Raw genomic sequence first — 21,373 nt, forward strand, 5'->3', positions numbered from 1 at the left:
AAAATTGGCGATATACTGCAAACTTACGCCGATAAAATCAAGCTTTTTTTCAAAAAGGATTTATAAATGGATAAACTCAATGCAATTTCGGTTTTCTGTAAAGTAATCGAAACGCAAAGTTTTACACAAGCCGCAAACCAACAGAATATTTCTGTAGCGATGGCGAGTAAACTAGTTTCACAATTAGAAGAACATTTAAAAACACGATTATTACAACGTACAACACGAAAAATTGTACCAACTGAAGCTGGTATGCTTTATTACCAACGTTGCCAAGCCATTTTATTAGATTTAAGCGAGGCTGATTCTAGCATTAGTAATATGGCGACGAGCTTACAAGGCAATTTATTAATCTCTGTGCCACGTGATTTTGGCTTACTTTATATTTCGCCTAACCTGCCTAAATTTATTGAACTTCATCCCAATTTACACGTAGAAATTGAATTTGAAGACAAACGTGTCGATCTTGTTGCTGAGGGCTATGACTTAGCATTACGGATTGGCTATATGCAAGATAGCTCACTTGTTGCGCGTAAAATTAGTAGCTCCCCTATGCATTTTGTTGCCTCTCCAAGTTATTTAGAAGCACGAGGCACACCACTTACACCTGACGATTTAGAATATCACCAAGGTTTACTTTATAAATCATCATTAAATCAAGTGCATTGGCAATCAACAAAAGCCAATCAAATTCAACGGTATAAAATTCAATCTAAAGTGGTTTCCAATAATGGTATGGCATTGTTAGAAATGACAAAAGCGGGATTGGGCATCAGTAATTCACCTAGCTTCTTTGTCAAAGATGCGCTTGCTTCAGGTGAGTTAGTTGAAATTTTGTCTGAATATAAACAAAAACCTTTAGATATTTATGTGGTTTACCCAAACCGTCGTCATTTACCAGCAAAAGTTCGTGCATTTATTGAATTTCTCGCGAGCCTCGGTTTGTGTGAGAACAGTCAAATATAAAAAACAAGGGCGGATTGACCGCCCTTTATTATTCAAATAATGCCCAAATTGGTTTAACCTCTTCAGGTAAAAACAAATTTTTTCCTAATTCAATCCATCCACAAGGAAAATGAAAATCCGAGCCTAAAGAGGCGGCTAAGTCATATTCATTGGCTAAACGCGCAAGATATTGACGCTGATCTTTCGTTTGTCTACTATCCGCGACTTCCATGCCATCACCACCCCATTGTTTAAAATCAACAATTAATCGACGAATCCATTTTCCTGTCATGTTATAACGCATAGGATGGGCAATGACGGCAACACCACCAGCTGCATGAATCGTATCAATCGCTGTTGGAATATCTACCCATTCAGCTTTGACAAAACACGATTTTCCACTGCCTAGATAACGCTTAAAGGCTTGCCCATCATTTGAAACCTTTCCTATTTGTACCAAATAACGCGCATAATGCGCACGAGTTACTTCCCCATTGGTCAATGCTTTTGCGCCTTCATAGGCATTGGGGACGCCTGCTTTTTCTAATTTATGGCCAATTTCAACCGCTCTTTTTTCTCTCAGTGATTTTTGTTCGGCTAAAAGTGCGGTCATTTTAGGATGCATTTTATCAAAATTTAGTCCAACAATATGGATGCCACGACCTTCCCAATTCGTTGAAATTTCCACGCCATTAATTAACTCAATACCTAATTTATTTGCTTCAATTTTAGCTTCATCAATGCCCATTACTGTGTCGTGATCACACAAAGCAAGCACATTGACACCTTGTTCATGAGCACGTTGCACAAGCTCTGTAGGTGTTAAAACACCATCTGAAGCCGTACTATGGCAATGTAAATCATATTTTTTTGTCATTTATTTAATCGCTTTCACTAATTCTTTAACTAAGCTTGGACCGTGATAAATCAAACCTGAATAAACTTGTAACAATTCAGCACCCGCTTCAATCTTCTCTTGTGCATTTTGTACACCATCAATACCACCACTCCCAATAATCGGAATTTGCCCTTTCAGTTCTTGATGCAATCTTCGAATAATTTCTGTGCTTTTATGCTGTAACGGTTTTCCACTTAAGCCACCTTGTTGCTCAGCATTTTTCAAACCTGCGACGTTGTCACGTGAAATCGTCGTATTCGTCGCAATTACCCCATCCATTTGATGACGAAGTAAGGTATCTGCAATTTGGACGAGCTCGCTCTCAGATAAATCAGGTGCAATTTTTACTGCAATCGGTACATATTTGTTATATTGCTCAGCTAATACTTTTTGACGCTGTTTTATACTTTGCAATAAATCATCAAAGTAATCACCATACTGTAATTGGCGTAAATCCGGCGTGTTCGGTGATGAAATATTTACCGTAATGTAATCCGAATAGTTATAGGCTTTATTTAGACAAAATAGGTAATCATCTTTACCCTTTTCAAGCGGTGTGACTTTGTTTTTGCCAATATTAATCCCAATTACGCCATCAAATTTTGCCTTTTTAACATTCTCGACCACGTAATCAATGCCATAATTATTGAATCCATTACGATTAATAATCCCTTCCGCTTCCACTAAACGGAATTGGCGAGGTTTCGCATTTCCCTCCTGTGCCAAAGGCGTAACCGTTCCTACTTCAATAAAACCAAATCCCATCACACCAAATCCATCAATGGCTTCGGCATTTTTATCAGCCCCCGCAGCTAACCCAATAGGATTTTTAAAGGTAATGCCCATCACTTGCTTAGGCGTACCTTGTGGACAAGCCAAAAGCTGCTTCAATAAAAATTGACAAGGCGATTTACCCGCTAAATGCAATAATTTAATCACTAAATCATGGGCGGTTTCAGGATCAAGGGAAAAGATGGCTTTACGGATCAAAGAATACATACTCGTTTATCTCTCAGGATAGTTCACTGTAAATGGAAAGTGCGGTTGATTTTACCGCACTTTTGTTGAAAAGTTGTGTTGCATTTTAAAATGAAAGCAAAGTATATGCAACGAAAGGTACTTAGATAACTCTACTTGCGAATATAAAGCTCCTTAGTATAAACATAATCCTGTGGATTATGCATTGGGAATCCACCTACTGCTGGATTAATTACTTTGATCAACGGTGAATAGAATATCGGGATTAGAGGCGTCTCTTCCGCAATAATCAGCTCTGCTTGACGATATAATTCAGCACGCGTCTTATCATTTAAAGTACTTTGTGCTTCTTTCATGATTTGATCAAATTTCTCATTCTTCCACAGCCCCACATTTTCGGGAGATGTTGAAACTAATGAATTAAGAAATGCTGATGGCTCATTATATTCCGCATCAATTGACATACGAGACAATTGGAAATTTCCCATATTGCGTTCGCCTAAATAGGTTTTCCATTCCATCGTACGTAATTTCACATCTGCACCTAATTGTTTTTTCCATTCTGAAGCTAACGCTAACGCAACTTTTTCATGTGTCGCATACTTGTTATAAAAAATCTCAAACTGGAGCGGATGTTTTTCATTATATCCTGCATCATTTAATAATTTTTTAGCTTGTTCAACCCTTTCCGTTAATGGTTGACTCAACTCAACAATATTCGGCGCATTAAAACCATCGACTTCAGGTGGGGTTAATGTCGCAGCAGGTTTACGCAAGCCAATAATATGTTCTGCTATTAATGGTCGGTCTAACGTAAGATATAGCGCTTTGCGTACCTTTTCGTTATCAAATGGTGGTTTCGCCACATTGAACGTGTAGAATTCAGTCGTTAGTCTCGGGACCACAAGTAACGCGCTTGGCGTATTTTTCTGAATATGTGGTATTTGCTCCACTGGTATCCAAGTTAAATCCAATTCTTTAGCTTGGTAACGTTGATATGCTGAAGCCAAACTTTCTTGAAATAGATATTCTGAAGTATTAATGAGCGTCTTTTTATCATTCCAATAAAATGGGTTACGTTCCGCTGTAATTTTCTCGTTAATTGTCCATTGTTTTAATTTATAAGCTCCATTACTCACTATATTTTGAGGGGTTGCCCATTTATCTCCAAATTGTGTCAATTTATGATGGGGAACAGGGAACATTGTTGGATATGCCAGTAGCTGTAAGAAGTAAGGTGTGGCTTGGGTTAGTTTGATTTCAAGTTGTTTATCATTAATCGCCTTAATACCCAACGCACTTATAGGCTGTTTACCTTGCATCACATCTTCTGTATTTAAAACATGTGCTTTAGACAAATAACTGGCATTTGGACTACCAAACTTAGGATCAACTGCTCGTTGCCAACCTAGCACGAAATCTTGAGCCGTTACCGGTGTACCATCTGACCATTTTGCATCACGTAATGAAAAAGTATAAATCTTACCATCGTCAGAGACTGTCCATTTCTCTGCCTGCGCTGGCTGTACTTGTCCATTTTCATCTAACCAAATTAATCCTTCAAATAAATCAATCACAATTTGTGCAGCTGTATTTTCTTGCACCAATTGAGGATCAAGTGACCCGGGATCACTATGTGTATTTTGACGGAAAATCTGTGTTTCAGAAAGTGTTGTACCAGCAGGCACAGTGGCTGTAAATGCTGTTGTTGAAAAAATGCCAAGCATCATACTGACCAGCACTGATGTTTTGTATGTTTTCATATAAAATCCTTATTAACTAATATGGCGAAATGCCATTAATCATTCTATCAAAGGCAATAAAAGAAAAGATTGATATAGTTAACAAATTTGAAAAAAATACGGAATGTCTTAGACATCCCGTATTGAATTTATGAAGTATCTGTTCAGAGATTATTGCAAGGCTTTTTCAATCTTCTCAAATAAATCTTTTGAGAGATCTTCAACAGCACTTAATCGTTCTAAGGCGCGTTTCATTAAGGTTTGACGTTGTGCATCAAAACGTGAGAAACGAATTAATGGCTCAATTAAACGTGCAGCCACTTGTGGATTTGTTTCATTTAAACGAATTAAAACATCTGTTAAGAAACGATAGCCTGAGCCACTAATATGATGGAAAGCTTTTAAGTTGTGATTTGCAAAGCTACCCACTAATGAACGTAAACGGTTTGGATTGTTGAAGTTAAAGCTTGGGTGATCCATTAATGCTTGTACAATTTCCAATACGTTTTCATCAGGACGAGTTGCTTGTAAAGCAAACCATTTATCCATGACTAAGCCATCATGTTGCCATTTTTGTTCGAAATCCGCTAACAAGGCATCTCGACAAGATAATGCCGCTTTGGTTGCCATATTTAATGCCGCCAACATATCTGTCATATTATTGGCATTATTGTAATGTTTTTGGACTACATTATTACCAAGATTGGTGTAAGCCAAATAACTTAAACAAAGATTACGCATTGCTCGTAAGGCAATATCTTCTTGTGTTACTCGATAATCTTCAAGACGAATATGGGTGTAAATACGCAATAAATCTTCTTTTAAGTATTCTGCAATTTGCACCAACATAAATTCTCTTGCAGCTGCAATGCCATCTGGATCAATCGTTTTAAAGCTTTCTGCAAACTCAATGTCTTTTGGCAAGGTCAGAATTAATGTGGCTAATTCAATATCTTGTTCATAATTTTCCAATACATGCGCAAGTGCGGTCAAAACATCAGGTGAAATGTCAAAGGCTTCACCTTGTTGGAAATGAGCCACATTACGACGCAATTCTTGAGTAAACAGCATTTGTGCTGCATCCCAACGAGCAAATTGGTTATCAGCGAATTTAAGTAAACCTAATAACTGCTCTGTGGTGTAATCATAATCAAGTTTTACCGGTGCAGAGAAATCACATAATAACGCAGGAATTGGACGACCATAAATACCATGGAACTCAAACACTTGGTCTTTTTCTGTCACATTTAGCACATCGCTTAGCAACTCACCGTTATGCTGTAACATTTGTTTCGTGCCGTTGGCATCATAAAGTGCAATTTTCAATGGAATATGTAAGTTTACTTTTTCCATTTGGTCCGCAGTTGGCGGTGTGGATTGTGAAACCGTTAAACGATAAGTATGAGTTTGTTCATCATAGGCATCGCTAATCAATAATTCTGGCGTACCTGATTGGCTATACCAACGACGGAATTGTGCTAAATCAACATCATTCGCACGTTCCATTGCAGACACAAAATCTTCACAGGTTGCCGCTTTACCATCGTTTTCAGCAATATAAAGTTGCATCCCTTTTTGGAAACCTTGTTCACCTAATAAAGTGTGCAACATACGAATCACTTCAGCCCCTTTTTCATATACGGTCACGGTATAGAAGTTATTCATTTCAATGACTTTTTCAGGGCGAATTGGGTGTGACATTGGGCTTGCATCTTCGGCAAATTGCACCGTACGTAAGAATTTCACGTTATTAATACGATTGACTGCTCGAGAACCTGTATCAGATGAAAATTCTTGATCACGGAAAACTGTTAAACCTTCTTTCAAACTTAATTGGAACCAATCACGGCAAGTTACACGGTTCCCTGTCCAGTTATGGAAGTATTCGTGTGCAATCACACTTTCAATGGCAAGGTAATCATCATCGGTTGCTGTTTGTGGATTTGCCAACACAAATTTAGAGTTAAAAATATTCAACCCTTTATTTTCCATGGCGCCCATATTGAAGAAGTCCACGGCAACAATCATGTAAATATCTAAGTCGTATTCTAAATTGAAACGGTCTTCATCCCATTTCATCGCTTTTTTCAGACTTTCCATTGCCCAAGAGGCACGATCAAGATTGCCACGGTCAACATAAAGCTCTAAAGCTACTTCACGACCACTTTTTGTCATAAAGGTATCTTGTAATAAATCAAAATCACCAGCCACTAAAGCGAATAAATAGCTTGGTTTCGGGAATGGGTCATTCCATTCAACCCAATGACGACCATCCTCTAACTCGCCACTTGCAATGCGGTTACCATTAGAAAGCAAGTAAGGATATTTAGTTTTATCTGCGGTAATTTTGGTTGTATAGCGAGCTAATACATCAGGACGATCAAGCATATAGGTAATTTGACGGAAACCTTCTGCTTCGCATTGAGTACAAATGCCTTCACCTGATTGATAAAGCCCTTGTAAAGAGGTGTTTTGTGCAGGCTCTAGATTCGTCACAATTTCAAGTTCAAAATTGGCCGCACTTTGATTGGTTAAATCTAACGTTAAACTTTCGTGGTCTTGATGATAATGTTTGAAATCTTTGCCATTAAATTTGATAGAAGCAAATTGGAAACCATGACCATCTAATCGTAGGTGTGTTGCTTCGTCGTTTAAACGTTGGAAGGTTGTTTTTGCAGTGACAACGGTATGGTTAGGATCTAATTGAAAATCAAGGAAAATATCCGTAACTGTAAAATCAGGTTGTTTGTAATCTTTTCTATATTTCGCTTTAGCTAACATAATCTGCTCTATTTCTAAGAAAAAAACTCCTATTAGGATAAAATTTTATGACAAAACTTGCAATGTAATTTTCAGTCTTTACTGCATAGCAAACGATTGCTTAAAAGTGGTTGAATATGCTATTCTACGCATCGTTTTTTATCAGATAAATTTTTAAAAATATGTCAAATACCGCACAAATTGCTATTGTTATGGGCTCTAAAAGCGATTGGGCTACCATGCAAGAAGCAACTCAAATTTTAGATGAACTCAATGTGGCATATCATGTTGAAGTGGTTTCCGCACATCGAACCCCCGACAAACTGTTTGAATTTGCTGAAAATGCACAAAAGAATGGTTACAAAGTGATTATTGCAGGTGCAGGTGGTGCAGCACATTTACCTGGTATGATTGCGGCCAAAACGCTTGTGCCCGTATTGGGCGTCCCTGTTAAAAGCTCTATGTTAAGCGGTGTTGATAGTCTCTATTCTATCGTGCAAATGCCTAAAGGCATTCCTGTCGGTACCTTAGCAATTGGCCCTGCTGGTGCAGCGAATGCAGGATTACTCGCCGCACAAATTCTTGCTGGTTGGGATAATGCATTATTCGCTCGCCTACAAGCATTCCGCGAAAATCAAACTAATATGGTATTGGATAATCCTGATCCACGTACATAAAACACCTTTCAATTTGACCGCACTTTTTAAAGTGCGGTTGTTTTTTTAGCTAGATTTGATGAGAAATTTTATGCAAAACTCTACCCTCTATCCTACCGTTTATGTGCTTGGTAATGGTCAACTCGGCAGAATGTTACGTTACGCCGGCGCACCATTAGACATTCATGTTCAACCACTTGAGTTTAATGCGCCCGTATTTGATTTACCTAAAGATGCCATCATTACCGCAGAAATTGAACGTTGGGAAAAAACACCGTTAACTGAATTATTAGGTCATCATAAAAATTTCGTTAATCAGAATGTTTTTGGCTTATTAGCTGATCGCCTTACCCAAAAATCTTTACTGGATGAACTCAAGCTCTCTACCTCGCCATGGTGTTTATTAAAAGATAAAACTCAATGGACTGAAGTATTTAAAAACGTGGGCGAAAAAGTCGTGGTAAAACGTCGCACAGGTGGTTATGACGGTCGCGGCCAATGGATTATTACTGAAAGTAATCAACGTGACATTACGGACGATTTATTTGGTGAAGTTATCGCAGAAAAATTCATTCCTTTTGATTACGAAGTGTCTATCGTGGGTGCAAGATTTAAAAACGGTGAAAAACGTTTCTATCCAGTGACACATAACCTACAGCAAAATGGTATTTTACGTTACAGTGTGACAGATATTTCATTCCCGCAACAACAAAGCCAACAAATTCAGGCTGAATCTATGCTTGGAAAAATCATGGATAAGCTTGAATATATCGGCGTAATGGCAATGGAATGCTTTGTGGTGGGTGATAAATTATTAATTAATGAACTTGCCCCTCGTGTGCATAATAGTGGACATTGGACACAACTAGGGTGCGCTATTAGTCAATTTGAATTGCATCTACGTGCTTTATTAGATTTACCTACACCGTCATTACAACCTATTGCACCAAGTGTCATGGTCAATTTGATTGGTACAGAGCATAATCCACAATGGTTGAACACGCCTTTCTCCCAGTTACATTGGTATGGTAAAGAAGTTCGTCCAGGTAGAAAATTAGGTCATATTAATATTACGCATCCTGATAAAACAATCATTATCCAACAGCTTGAAAAACTTCGTCACGAACTCCCTGAAGACTATCAATCCGATTTAAATTGGGCGATTAAGAAATTAAAATAATCGAAAAAATAACCGCACTTTTTGATGAATATCTAAAAACATCAAAGTGCGGTTGATTTTTATTAGGTTCTTCTTGATAAAATCCATTGACTGAAGTATAAAATTACTCATCTCACAACACATACATAAGGAAAAGCTATGTTTGAACATATCAAAGCGGCTCCGGCCGATCCTATCTTAGGCTTAGGCGAAGCATTCAAATCTGAAACACGTGAAAATAAAATCAACTTAGGTATTGGCGTTTATAAAGATGCACAAGGTACAACGCCAATTATGCGTGCGGTAAAAGAAGCCGAAAAACGCTTATTTGATAACGAAAAAACGAAAAACTATTTAACTATCGATGGTATTGCCGATTATAACGAACGCACAAAAGAACTCCTTTTCGGTAAAGATTCAGAGGTCATTAAAGCGAATCGAGCAAGAACGGTACAAAGCTTAGGTGGTACAGGTGCATTACGTATTGCTGCGGAGTTCATCAAACGCCAAACCAAAGCACAAAATGTATGGATTAGTACGCCAACATGGCCAAACCACAATGCCATTTTTAATGCAGTGGGCATGACAATTCGTGAATATCGTTATTATGATGCTGAACGCAAAGCCCTTGACTGGGAACATTTACTTGAAGATTTAAGCCAAGCAAGCGAAGGCGATGTCGTGCTTTTACACGGTTGCTGCCACAACCCAACTGGTATTGACCCAACCCCTGAACAATGGCAAGAATTAGCCGCACTTTCAGCGAAAAACGGCTGGTTACCACTCTTTGACTTTGCTTATCAAGGTTTAGCCAATGGCTTAGACCAAGATGCTTACGGTTTACGTGCTTTTGCGGCAAATCATAAAGAATTATTAGTGGCGAGTTCATTCTCTAAAAACTTTGGTTTATACAATGAGCGTGTCGGTGCCTTTACCCTTGTGGCAGAAAATGCAGAAATTGCTTCAACTGCATTAACACAGGTGAAATCAATTATTCGTACACTCTACTCTAACCCTGCGTCTCACGGTGGGGCGACCGTAGCGACAGTGTTAAATGATCCACAACTTCGTCAAGAATGGGAAAATGAATTAACTGAAATGCGTGAACGTATCAAAAAAATGCGTCATTTATTCGTTCAGTTATTAAAAGAATATGGTGCAGAACAAGATTTCAGCTTTATTATGGAACAAAACGGTATGTTCTCTTTCAGCGGCTTATCACCTGAACAAGTTGATCGCTTAAAAGAAGAATTTGCAATTTACGCTGTTCGTTCTGGTCGTATCAACGTAGCTGGTATCACTGAAGACAATGTTCGTTATTTATGCGAAAGCATCGTTAAAGTGCTTTAATCAATAAAAATAAGAAGTGCGGTTAAATTTGACCGCACTTTTTTATTTCTACATATCAAAAGAAAAGGCAGATTTTACTCTGCCTTTTTATCAAACAATTACCATTGGTAACCGATGCTTCCACCCCAGTTCATATCACTACGGGTATTGATACTTGCACCAACTTTAATCGAAACCTTATTATTATCAGAATTTCGACCATAACCAACTGCTAATGCATTTTCATTGCGATAACCGCCAACACCAACAGAAACTAAGCTTTTACCTGCTTCATTTGGACGTTGTAAGAACGAAATCGCTGTCGCACCTGCAATACCTGCACGTAATTTACGATCAACGTGATCAATTTTGTTGTCTAAACGATTAATGTTGTTATTAATGTTTTTCACTGCATTATCAACATAACGTTTATTTACTGCATCAGTTGGGTCTTTAGGATCGGCTACATTCACAATACGATTATTGTGAACATCCAAGCCACCATGTGCATGGATTGTACCTCCAACGTTAAGATCACCCGTTGTTGTGACATTGGTAAATGTTGGTGTATCCGATACTGCAACACTTAACACTTTTCCTTTTTTGTGGGTTAATTTAATATTTTTACCCGCATCAAGTGTTAACTTATCCATTTTGGTTGCAGTAGATTGAACTGTTTCTTCTGTCACTTCATTTACAACAGTACCTTCAGATGCACTTGCTGTCACGTTAAATCCACGACCCGCTGCATTTTTAATTTCATCTTTAGTTTTTTGTGAAAGATCCACTTTATAGTTGGTTACTGTAGTTACAGTTACACCATCTTTTCCAGTAACTTTGGTTGGTTCGCCCACTGTTACAGTAATTGCATCTGAGCCTGCTTCAACTGATGCTGAAGTGTCTTTTGCATTCACTTTAATATCTGCTGCATTCTCACCATCTTTTACAACAACTTCGGTATTTTCACCATTCACAAAATTTACTTTACCATGGGTATTAATACGTGATGTTTCTGTACCATTGTTTTGAATGTTAAAGCCTGCATTGTAATATGCTTGATATAACTGACTACCATTTACCGCATCATTTGAAGTAGCCGTAATTCGACCAGCACCTACATTTTGGATCTGGCGTACAAGTTTTCCATCACCGACAGAAACAGCACCGGTTTGAGTTGAAGAAGTGCCATTATAGTTAATCTTTGTATTTGTAGCAGTATCATCAAAAGAAGATAAAGTCTTCGCTGTATTATCAAAAATATTTGCCACACTGGATGAATAAGAACCTAATGTCACAGAGTTTTCATGCGTACCTTTTGCTTGATTACCAATCACTACCGCACTAACCCCAGAGACGTTACTAGATGTACCAAGAGCAATGGAATTAACCGCAGAAGAATTACTATCTTTACCAACCGCAACGGCATTCATTGATGAAGCGCTAGCATTAGAGCCAGATGCCAATGCATCACTACCCGAAGCCTTTGCTTTAGCACCTATAGCTATTGAGCTTCCACCAGTAGCTTCTGCACCGTTACCTAATGCCGAAGCTTGAATAGCACTTGCTTTAGCACCATTACCTACAGCGGTCGAAACGATTGCACTTGCATTTGCTAAAGTACCTAAAGCTGTGGCACTTTGGGCTCCAGCGTAAGAACGACGTCCCAATGCTGTAGATTCTCGTCCTTCTGTCACTGCTTCTGAGCCCACAGCAATAGAATTATCTGCTCTAGCCGATGCACCACGACCTAATGCTGTTGCGCCCCATGATGAAGCTGATGCACTATCACCAAAAGCAGAAGCACTTTTTTCTGTAGCCTTAGCTGAAGTACCAATAGCTGTAGATAGCGCACCCGTTGCTTTGGCATTAGCACCAAAGGCTGAAGCTGCCTCACTTTCTGCATAAGATGCTGCTCCCACTGCTGTTTGGCTATTTCCGCCTTCTCTCTCATTAGAAGTTTTTGCCATTGTTCCGATAGCAACTGCATTTGAGCCTTTGCCGCTTGATGCATATTCACCAAGGGTTACACCATATCCAGATTGGCTTGTGGCATTATTTCCTAACGTTATTGACCAACGAGCTTTATTTGTTACGTTATTACCAATAACTATACTATCCACTGCTTCTGATTTTGCTTTTTTACCTAAAACGACAGAATCTCCTGTGGTACCGACTCCAGCAACAGCACTAACATCAGTACCACCAACAATATTTCCATCATTATTTAATACAATATTGGTTTCAGCCATTGCGCTTGTACTTACACCTGCTAAAACTGCAGTACCAATGATTACAGTTAATGTTTTACGTTTGTCTGTTTGAGATGATTTTCCAACAGATTTGCTTAGTTCTGAAACAGCAATCCAGCATTGACTTACAGTGTTCCAAATGATTTTAAAGATATGGTTCATAATAAATTCCTTAGTAATATTATTATCATCAAAATTCAAGTAAAAATGATTTTGAATAGAATTCCTTTATCGTAATATAACACTAATTATAACCAATATTAAATTATATTTTAAAATATCAGTAGAAAATAAATTAGCTATATTTCGTATAAATATTTATTTCATTATAAATAAAAAATGGTCACATAAGTGACCATTTTTTTATATTGAATTACCACTTCTCTAACGCTTCTTTATCGCTCTCTCTTGCCTCAATCCAACGTTCACCTTGATTGGTTTGTTCTTTTTTCCAGAATGGCGCTTTGGATTTTAAGAAGTCCATAATGAATTCATTAGCATGATAAGCATCACCTCGGTGAGCAGAACTGATGCCGACTAAAACAATTTCATCGCCAGTATGTAAAATTCCCACACGATGAATCACAGACACTCGCTGAATATCCCAACGGGCTTTCGCCTGTTCTACAATTTCACGTAAGGCTTTTTCTGTCATGGCGGGATAATGTTCTAAGTATAAGCTGGACACTTCATCACCTAAATTAAGATCGCGAACTTTACCCACGAAAATAACCGTTGCGCCAACCGAATGTTGTTCAGAAAGCCATTGGTAAACGGCATTTTGATCGAAAGGTTGTTCTTGTACTGAAATCTGAATATCCGTCATTTAGCCCCCTGTTACCGGTGGGAAAAATGCAATTTCATCGCCATTTTTTACCGCACTTTCTAAAGGCATCAAAGTTTGATTGATAGCGACTAAAAGCTTCCCTTTTTCTAATGCTAACGCCCATCTATCACCTTTTTGAGCAAGATGTTCACGCACCGCTTCCGCTGTCGCAAAATCGCCTTCAAGCTGAATAGAATCTTCACCAATTAATTCACGAGTTTGAGCAAAAAATAAAACATTTAACATCTTATTTTTCCTCCGCAATAAAATGACCAGATTTTCCACCGCTCTTTTCTAATAAACGAACTTGTTCAATCACAATATCTTTTTGTACGGCTTTACACATATCGTAAATGGTTAAGGCTGCTACACTTGCAGCCGTTAATGCTTCCATTTCTACGCCGGTTTTTCCGGTTAATTTGCAAAGAGATTGAATGCGAACTTGATTGGTTTCAAGTAACGGTTCTAAATTCACTTCCACTTTAGAAAGTAATAAGGGATGACAAAGCGGGATAAGTTCCCAAGTACGTTTCGCGGCCTGAATGCCAGCAATACGAGCAGTAGCAAATACATCGCCTTTGTGATGTTTGCCTTCCACGATCATGGAAAGCGTTTCTTTTGACATAGTCACAATGGCTTCAGCTCGAGCTTCACGAACAGTTTCTGCCTTTGCAGAAACATCCACCATATTGGCTTCGCCTTGAGAATTAATATGCGTAAATGTAGTCATAATAAAATAAAGTGCGGTTAAAATATTGAATATTTTACATGTGTGACAAAAGCAAAATAAGTGAATAGTTTATTCACTTATTTACTTTTAGCCACCGATAGAAGCTAAATGATTTCTTACACCACTATCACCGATATGCAAATAATGATGTTCACGTTTGCCTTGAAGTGTGGCAAAAATACGGGCTTGCAAAATATCTTGCTGCTCATGTGATTGCAATAAATCACGTAATTCAATGCCTTCTTCGCCAAATAAACAAAGATGAAGTTTGCCCTTCGCTGACACTCTGAGACGATTACAACTTGCACAGAAATTCTTCTCATAAGGCATAATTAAGCCAATTTCACCTGCATAATCAGGATGCGTGAATACTTTAGCTGGACCATCAGTATGGGATTTATGTTGTAATTGCCAACCGTTTTGCAGCAATTTATCCGCTAATACTTGTCCTGAAAGATGGAATTTATCAAAGAAACTATCCATTTCGCCTGTTTGCATGAGTTCGATAAAACGCATTTGAATTGGGCGATCTTTCACCCAAACAAGGAATTGTTCAAACTCTTTGTCATTCAAATTTTTCATCAAAACTGAATTGACTTTGACTTTGTTGTAGCCCACTTCAAATGCACGATCGATACCACGCATCACGTCATCAAATTTATTGATACCCGTAATTTGATGGAACATTTTCGGATCTAAGCTATCAACACTAACGTTAATAGATGTAATCCCTGCTTTCTTCCAATCAGCCACATCTTTTGCCATGCGATAGCCATTTGTCGTAACGGCTAATTGACGAATGCCATCAATGTTCGCAATGCTTTCTGCAATTGGAATAAAATCTTTGCGTAACGTAGGCTCGCCGCCGGTTAAACGGATTTTTTCAGTACCCATTTCAGCAAAGGCTTGAGCTAGGTGTGTAATTTCTTTTAACGTTAAGAAACTTGGCTTGTTAGCTTCGGGTTGATAGCCATCCGGCAAACAATAAGTACAACGAAAATTACACTGGTCGGTAATCGACAGTCGTAGATAGTAATATTGACGTTGGAAAGGATCGACCAAGCGAGACTCTCCCACGTTTTTAATAGGAATGGATTGCATTTTACACCTTTCTAAATATGGAGAGGATAAACCGTTTCCAGCGTATCCCTGAATAACATACCGCGTTATTGGCTTGCCGCCGTATTTCTTGTGAAACTTAGGCTAAACAAGCTCGGAGTTATGCGTTAAAAATAAATTATGTCTGTATTGTAATAAAAGCAAGCGGTTAATAGCAATAATTTGATAGAATAACCTCACTATATTGATAAAAATAACAGCATTAACTTATATAATAAAATATATAACATTGTTTCTTATAATAATTTATAGGTAAAAAAGGAAGAAAAATGTCTGATTTATCTCGTCACAGCCGTCATGAACATTTAGACGAAATCAAACATATTGTTGCCATTGGTGGTGGCCATGGATTAGGGCGTGTATTATCGGCGCTTAGTTTTATGAAAGAGCGTTTAACCGGTATTGTCACCACCACAGATAACGGCGGTTCAACAGGTCGCATTCGCCAAGAACGAGGTGGTATCGCATGGGGCGATCTACGTAATTGCTTAAACCAAATCATCATTGAGCCAAGCACGGCCTCCGCATTATTTGAATATCGCTTTACTGGCGAAGGTGAACTTTCTGGGCATAATTTAGGCAATTTAATGCTTAAAGCTTTAGAAGATATGCATATTCGCCCTATTGAAGCCATTAACTTGATTCGTGAATTACTCAAAGTAAAATCTCACATTATTCCCATGTCAGAAGAGCCTGTTCATCTTGCTGCGAGTTTAGGTTTTGGCTCCAGTATTGTCGGTGAAGTGAGCATTGATAATTTAACGGAATTACCTCAATCACTTTTCTTAGTGCCAATGGTTAAAGCGGCACAAGAAGCCATCCAAGCATTAGAGCAAGCGGAAGTCATTTTGCTTGGTCCAGGAAGTTTCATGACGAGCATTATGCCTCCGCTATTGCTACCTGAATTAGCGACTGCCCTGCGTGATAGCAAAGCGAAAGTGATTTTTATAGATAATTTAGGCATGGAAATTGGCGCCGCCTCTCAGCTTTCCTTGTCTGATCGCATTCAGAAAATTCATGAAATTGTTGGCGAACCCGTCATTGATGGTGTCATTACCCCTTATCGCGAAAAAAGTGCGGTCGATTTGTCTGCCATTTCTTCTGTTAAAATCTTAGCTAAACGTTTAAATGCAGATGATGTCAGCTATCGTCACGATCGAACATTACTTGCCAAAGCTATCGATGAATTAGTGGGTGAATTAGATTACGAATAAAAAAACCGCACGTTAAAGTGCGGTCATTTTTGGCTTATTTTTTCCCGAAAACTCTCACATTCGTGAAACCATTTTCTTTTAAATAAAGCGCTTGCAGTTTACTCATCACACCTCGTTCACAATAAAGCACATAGTTTTTACTTTGATCTAATGAGCCGAATTGCGAAGATAATTTGTAAAACGGCAATTGCATCACTTGATGCTCGTCTGATTCAAATGGATTTTCATCTGTCTCTTCTGGGCTGCGAATATCTAAAATAATATCATTTTCACCAAGCACTGAAATGGTATCCACTTCCACCACTTCTTTCTCTGTTTCTTCTGCAATCTGACGAATATCTAAATATTGTGCATTTTCAACCGCACTTTCCAACACACCAAAATCAAAGTGATTTTCTTCTTCAAGAATTTTTTCACGTACGGCTTTAATCGTTGGATTTTTAGAAATCACCCCACAAAATTCAGGCATTGATTTAGCAATATCATCTGTACCGATCTCTTTCGCCATTGCGATAATTTGTTCTTTATCATGGGTAATAAGTGGACGTAATACTAACGCATCAGATGCTTCATCAATTAAACGTAAATTGGTCAAGGTTTGGCTCGAAACTTGTCCGAGAGCTTCGCCGGTGACAATGGCTTGAATATCAAAACGTTGTGCAACTTTACTTGCAGCGCGTACCATCATTCGTTTTAACACGACGCCCATTTGGCCGTTATCGACTTTCTCTAAAATCTCGCCCACTACGCCTTCAAAAGGAATCGCAATAAAGCGGACTTTATGAGATGAGCTATAACGATTCCAAATGTGATAAGCCATTTGTTTCACACCAATTTCATGGGCTGCCCCACCTAAATTGAAGAAACAATAATGCACACGTGAACCACGGCGAATAAGCATATAACTAGATACGCCAGAGTCAAAGCCCCCTGAAATCAATGAAAGCACATCTTCTTGCGTCCCAATTGGATAACCGCCTAAGCCAACATGACGAGCTTTTACCAGCATCATTTTGTCATCTTCAATATCAATACGTACCGTCACATCAGGATTTTTTAAGCGTACTTTTGCACTTTCAATATGCTGATTTAAACCACCGCCAATATAACGTTCTGCTTCAATAGAACTGAAATCATGTTTCCCTTTACGTTTTACACGTACACAAAAGGTTTTGTTTTCAAGTTGAGCTGCAACATCCGCTAAGGTCAACTCAAAGATATGATGTAAATCGGTAAACGGTTTTTCTTCCACTTCTAAAAAATGATGAATCCCTGGAATGCGTTTTAAAAGCGCAATCAACTCTTCACGATTGGCTTCATTTTTTGACCGCACGTCAATGTAATCCCAATGACGAACAACCGCTGTTTCTTCATCATATTTTTGTAAAATATTGCGGATATTAGAGGTCAAAATTTTTGCGAAACGCTTACGCACAGTTTCGCTTTTAATCATAATTTCAGGAAAAAGTTTAACGATAAATTTCATAATAATCAGTGAATAATAAAAAATGGCCGTATTGTACGCTAAATTCCAGATCCCACAAAGTTCAAATTCTCACGAAAAACTGACCGCACTTTGAAATAAGTTTTTAACATCCCTATAAAAATCAAGTACAATACGGAGCAATTTATTCATCTGAAAAGGATAATTTAATGGCGCGTAAACCAGCAAATGCTGAACCTGATTTTGAAACAACACTTGCACAATTAGAAACCATTGTGACAAAACTTGAAAGCGGTGAATTACCATTGGAAGATGCGCTGAAAGAATTTGAGAACGGCATTAAATTGGCTCAACTTGGTCAAGAACGCTTACAACAAGCAGAACAACGTATTCAAATTTTGTTACAAAAAAGCGAAACCGCCCCATTAAATGATTATCAAGGGGACGAGTAATCCATGAGTTACCAATTCAGCACTGAACTCAAACAAGTTCAAGATCGTATTAATCAGTTTTTAGCCAATCAATTTGAAGAAATTGACTCTTATAATGCCCCTTTGCGTGATGCCATGAAATATGGCTTATTACTAGGTGGAAAACGCGTTCGTCCTTTCCTTGTTTATGCAACGGGTAAAATGCTAGGTGCTGAAACGCCTGCTTTAGATTACGCGGCGGCAGCCATTGAATCTATTCACGCCTATTCTTTAATCCATGATGATTTGCCTGCAATGGATAACGATGAACTTCGTCGAGGTCAACCAACTTGTCATATCGCTTTTGATGAAGCTACGGCTATTTTAGCTGGCGATGCATTACAAGCTTTTGCCTTTGAAATTCTTACTGAAGCCCCTTCTCTTTCTGCTGAACAAAAATTGCAATTAGTGAAAGTCTTAGCTCAAGCATCTGGCGTACAAGGCATGTGTTTAGGACAAAGTTTAGATTTAATTTCTGAGCATAAACAAGTTAATTTAGCCGAATTAGAACTTATTCATCGCAATAAAACGGGTGCATTGCTAACGGCCGCATTGAAACTGGGTTTTATCTGTTCGCCTCACTTTGAAAACAAAGAATTAGAGCAACAACTAGAACGTTATTCACAAGCTATTGGTTTAGCTTTCCAAGTACAAGATGACATTTTAGATATTGAAGGCGACAGTGCAGAAATCGGTAAACCGGTGGGATCTGATTTAGGCTTAGATAAAAGCACTTATCCAAAACTGTTAGGATTAGAGGGCGCGAAACAAAAAGCACAAGAACTCTATCAAACCGCCTTACATGAATTAGACAATTTACCTTTTGATACCACTGCATTGCGTGCATTAGCTGAATTTATTGTCAATCGTAAAAGTTAATGGTGACAGCACAGACTCTAATTTCTCAAAGTGCGGTCACTTTTTTCACATTTTAGGACTAACGAATATATGAACAACTATCCTCTTTTATCCTTAATTAATTCGCCGGAAGATTTGCGTCTTTTAAATAAAGATCAGCTTCCGCAACTTTGTCAGGAGTTACGGAGTTATCTGTTGGAATCCGTTAGTCAAACCAGTGGTCATTTAGCTTCTGGTCTTGGTACCGTTGAATTAACGGTTGCATTACACTACATTTTTAAAACTCCTTTTGATCAATTAATTTGGGATGTGGGCCATCAAGCTTATCCACACAAAATTTTGACTGGGCGTCGAGATCAAATGTCCACCATTCGCCAAAAAGGCGGAATTCATCCTTTCCCTTGGCGTGAAGAAAGTGAATTTGATGTATTAAGTGTTGGCCACTCTTCTACTTCAATCAGTGCAGGACTGGGTATCGCTGTTGCGGCAGAACGTGAAAATGCAGGTCGCAAAACTGTTTGTGTAATTGGTGATGGTGCAATCACTGCGGGAATGGCATTTGAAGCCTTAAATCATGCGGGCTCTTTACATACTGATATGTTGGTCATTTTAAATGACAATGAAATGTCGATTTCTGAAAATGTCGGTGCATTAAATAATCACCTTGCGCGTATTTTCTCTGGTTCATTATATTCAACCGTTCGTGACGGCAGTAAAAAAATCTTAGATAAAGTACCAACTGTTAAAAACTTTATGAAGAAAACCGAAGAGCACATGAAAGGCGTGATGTTCTCTCCAGAAAGTACGCTTTTTGAAGAGCTCGGTTTTAACTATATTGGACCAATTGATGGGCATAATATTGATGAATTAATTGCTACCTTAAGCAATATGCGCGATCTTAAAGGCCCACAATTCTTACACATCAAAACCAAAAAAGGAAAAGGTTACGAGCCTGCAGAAAAAGACCCTATTGGTTTCCATGGCGTACCAAAATTTGATCCAACAAGCGGTCAACTTCCTAAATCAAATGCCAAACCAACTTATTCAAAAATCTTTGGTGATTGGTTATGTGAAATGGCAGAACAAGACGATAAATTAGTCGGTATTACTCCTGCAATGCGTGAAGGTTCTGGCATGGTAGAATTTTCAGAACGATTCCCGCAACAATATTTTGATGTTGCCATCGCTGAACAACATGCTGTTACCTTTGCAGCGGGTCTTGCAATTGGCGGTTATAAACCTGTTGTGGCAATTTATTCTACCTTCTTACAACGTGCTTATGATCAGCTTATTCACGATGTTGCCATTCAAAACTTACCAGTTCTTTTTGCCATTGACCGAGCTGGTATTGTAGGTGCTGATGGTCAAACTCACCAAGGTGCTTTTGATTTAAGCTTTATGCGCTGCATTCCGAACATGATCATTATGACCCCAAGTGATGAAAATGAATGTCGCCAAATGCTTTATACTGGTTATAAATGTGGTAAACCAGCTGCGGTACGTTATCCGCGTGGAAATGCAATCGGCGTAGAATTAACCCCACTTGCAGAATTAGAAATTGGTCGTTCAAAAATAGTTCGTCAGGGTGAAAAAATCGCGATTCTGAATTTTGGCACACTCTTACCTGCTGCTTTATCTGTGGCAGAAAAACTCAATGCAACTGTTGTCGATATGCGCTTTGTGAAACCAATTGATGAATCTCGCATTCTAGAAATGGCGGATACCCACGACTTCATTGTGACATTGGAAGAAAATGCGATTCAAGGTGGAGCAGGCTCTGCTGTTTCCGAAGTGCTAAATTCTCATGGAAAAACAACCGCACTTTTACAACTTGGTTTACCTGATATCTTTATTCCTCAAGGTACACAACAAGAAGCGCTTGCTGAAATTAAATTAGATGAAAAAGGGATTGAAGAGCAAATTATTGCCTTTATAAAGGGCTAAATTCGTTCATTTTGGTTTAATTTTGATATTTTTAAAAATTTTTTCAAAAATA

The 21,373-nt window shown here is 38.4% G+C and carries 18 protein-coding genes and 1 riboswitch; of the genes, 8 read left to right on the forward strand and 10 right to left on the reverse strand.

The annotated features are described in order from the left end of the window. Positions 1-66: 66 nt before the first annotated feature. Positions 67-966 carry a LysR family transcriptional regulator gene (locus INP94_RS08520; RefSeq protein ID WP_178161144.1) on the forward strand — a complete coding sequence of 300 codons (900 nt, stop codon included), beginning with the start codon at positions 67-69 and terminating at the stop codon, positions 964-966. 28 nt (positions 967-994) lie between these two features. Here the strand turns inward: INP94_RS08520 and rnm are convergent, their stop codons facing one another. The 4 genes from rnm to pepN form a co-directional block, all read right to left on the reverse strand. After that, a complete protein-coding gene (rnm, locus tag INP94_RS08525) occupies positions 995-1,822 on the reverse strand; it encodes an RNase RNM (RefSeq protein ID WP_197543328.1) in 828 nt (275 codons plus the stop codon). Then, positions 1,823-2,842, reverse strand: coding sequence for a quinone-dependent dihydroorotate dehydrogenase (gene pyrD / locus INP94_RS08530; protein ID WP_197543329.1), 1,020 nt, complete (start codon positions 2,840-2,842; stop codon positions 1,823-1,825). It lies immediately after the preceding gene. Between the two features lie 131 nt (positions 2,843-2,973). Continuing rightward, entirely contained in the window at positions 2,974-4,584 is a 1,611-nt protein-coding gene (locus INP94_RS08535) for an ABC transporter substrate-binding protein (protein ID WP_197543330.1), read from the reverse strand. A gap of 150 nt (positions 4,585-4,734) precedes the next feature. Further along, positions 4,735-7,344, reverse strand: coding sequence for an aminopeptidase N (gene pepN, locus INP94_RS08540; protein ID WP_197543331.1), 2,610 nt, complete (start codon positions 7,342-7,344; stop codon positions 4,735-4,737). A gap of 161 nt (positions 7,345-7,505) precedes the next feature. Here pepN and purE point away from each other — a divergent pair, with 161 nt between their 5' ends. The 3 genes from purE (at position 7,506) to INP94_RS08555 (ending at position 10,488) form a co-directional block, all read left to right on the forward strand. Further along, the gene (gene purE, locus INP94_RS08545; RefSeq protein ID WP_049363513.1) at positions 7,506-8,000 is read left to right on the forward strand and encodes a 5-(carboxyamino)imidazole ribonucleotide mutase; all 495 of its coding nucleotides are present in this window, start codon (positions 7,506-7,508) and stop codon (positions 7,998-8,000) included. A 70-nt stretch (positions 8,001-8,070) separates the two neighbouring features. Continuing rightward, positions 8,071-9,159, forward strand: coding sequence for a 5-(carboxyamino)imidazole ribonucleotide synthase (gene purK / locus INP94_RS08550; RefSeq protein ID WP_197543332.1), 1,089 nt, complete (start codon positions 8,071-8,073; stop codon positions 9,157-9,159). Between the two features lie 138 nt (positions 9,160-9,297). Continuing rightward, a complete protein-coding gene (locus INP94_RS08555) occupies positions 9,298-10,488 on the forward strand; it encodes an amino acid aminotransferase (protein WP_197543333.1) in 1,191 nt (396 codons plus the stop codon). Positions 10,489-10,586: 98 nt separating this feature from the next. Here the strand turns inward: INP94_RS08555 and INP94_RS08560 are convergent, their stop codons facing one another. The 5 genes from INP94_RS08560 to moaA form a co-directional block, all read right to left on the reverse strand. Beyond that, positions 10,587-12,878, reverse strand: a complete 2,292-nt coding sequence (locus INP94_RS08560; protein ID WP_197543334.1) for a YadA-like family protein — start codon at positions 12,876-12,878, stop codon at positions 10,587-10,589. 211 nt (positions 12,879-13,089) lie between these two features. Then, complete coding sequence (gene moaE / locus INP94_RS08565) at positions 13,090-13,542, reverse strand: molybdopterin synthase catalytic subunit MoaE (RefSeq protein WP_197543335.1); 453 nt, start codon at positions 13,540-13,542, stop codon at positions 13,090-13,092. Then, positions 13,543-13,788: a molybdopterin synthase sulfur carrier subunit gene (moaD, locus tag INP94_RS08570; protein ID WP_005625813.1), complete on the reverse strand. Its 246-nt coding sequence runs from the start codon at positions 13,786-13,788 to the stop codon at positions 13,543-13,545. It abuts the gene before it with no gap. A gap of 1 nt (position 13,789) precedes the next feature. Beyond that, positions 13,790-14,272: a cyclic pyranopterin monophosphate synthase MoaC gene (gene moaC, locus INP94_RS08575; protein WP_118795280.1), complete on the reverse strand. Its 483-nt coding sequence runs from the start codon at positions 14,270-14,272 to the stop codon at positions 13,790-13,792. An 87-nt stretch (positions 14,273-14,359) separates the two neighbouring features. Then, positions 14,360-15,373: a GTP 3',8-cyclase MoaA gene (gene moaA / locus INP94_RS08580; RefSeq protein ID WP_197543336.1), complete on the reverse strand. Its 1,014-nt coding sequence runs from the start codon at positions 15,371-15,373 to the stop codon at positions 14,360-14,362. Then, positions 15,362-15,503: riboswitch (molybdenum cofactor riboswitch) on the reverse strand. (Overlaps the previous gene by 12 nt.) 157 nt (positions 15,504-15,660) lie before the next feature. On the opposite strand from moaA, the gene INP94_RS08585 reads away from it, so the two are divergent. Beyond that, entirely contained in the window at positions 15,661-16,605 is a 945-nt protein-coding gene (locus INP94_RS08585; RefSeq protein WP_197543337.1) for a gluconeogenesis factor YvcK family protein, read from the forward strand. 34 nt (positions 16,606-16,639) lie between these two features. Here INP94_RS08585 and thiI read toward each other — a convergent pair whose 3' ends face one another. Further along, positions 16,640-18,091, reverse strand: coding sequence for a tRNA uracil 4-sulfurtransferase ThiI (gene thiI / locus INP94_RS08590; protein WP_197543338.1), 1,452 nt, complete (start codon positions 18,089-18,091; stop codon positions 16,640-16,642). A 167-nt stretch (positions 18,092-18,258) separates the two neighbouring features. On the opposite strand from thiI, the gene xseB reads away from it, so the two are divergent. The 3 genes from xseB to dxs all read left to right on the forward strand — a co-directional run bounded on the left by xseB (position 18,259) and on the right by dxs (position 21,321). Next, positions 18,259-18,501: an exodeoxyribonuclease VII small subunit gene (gene xseB, locus INP94_RS08595; RefSeq protein ID WP_049368737.1), complete on the forward strand. Its 243-nt coding sequence runs from the start codon at positions 18,259-18,261 to the stop codon at positions 18,499-18,501. Between the two features lie 3 nt (positions 18,502-18,504). Next, the gene (gene ispA, locus INP94_RS08600; RefSeq protein WP_197543339.1) at positions 18,505-19,398 is read left to right on the forward strand and encodes a (2E,6E)-farnesyl diphosphate synthase; all 894 of its coding nucleotides are present in this window, start codon (positions 18,505-18,507) and stop codon (positions 19,396-19,398) included. A gap of 69 nt (positions 19,399-19,467) precedes the next feature. Next, complete coding sequence (gene dxs / locus INP94_RS08605; RefSeq protein ID WP_197543340.1) at positions 19,468-21,321, forward strand: 1-deoxy-D-xylulose-5-phosphate synthase; 1,854 nt, start codon at positions 19,468-19,470, stop codon at positions 21,319-21,321. The last annotated feature ends 52 nt before the right edge of the window (positions 21,322-21,373 follow it).

It is taken from the genome of Haemophilus parainfluenzae, from assembly GCF_014931395.1.
Lineage (GTDB): Bacteria > Pseudomonadota > Gammaproteobacteria > Enterobacterales > Pasteurellaceae > Haemophilus_D.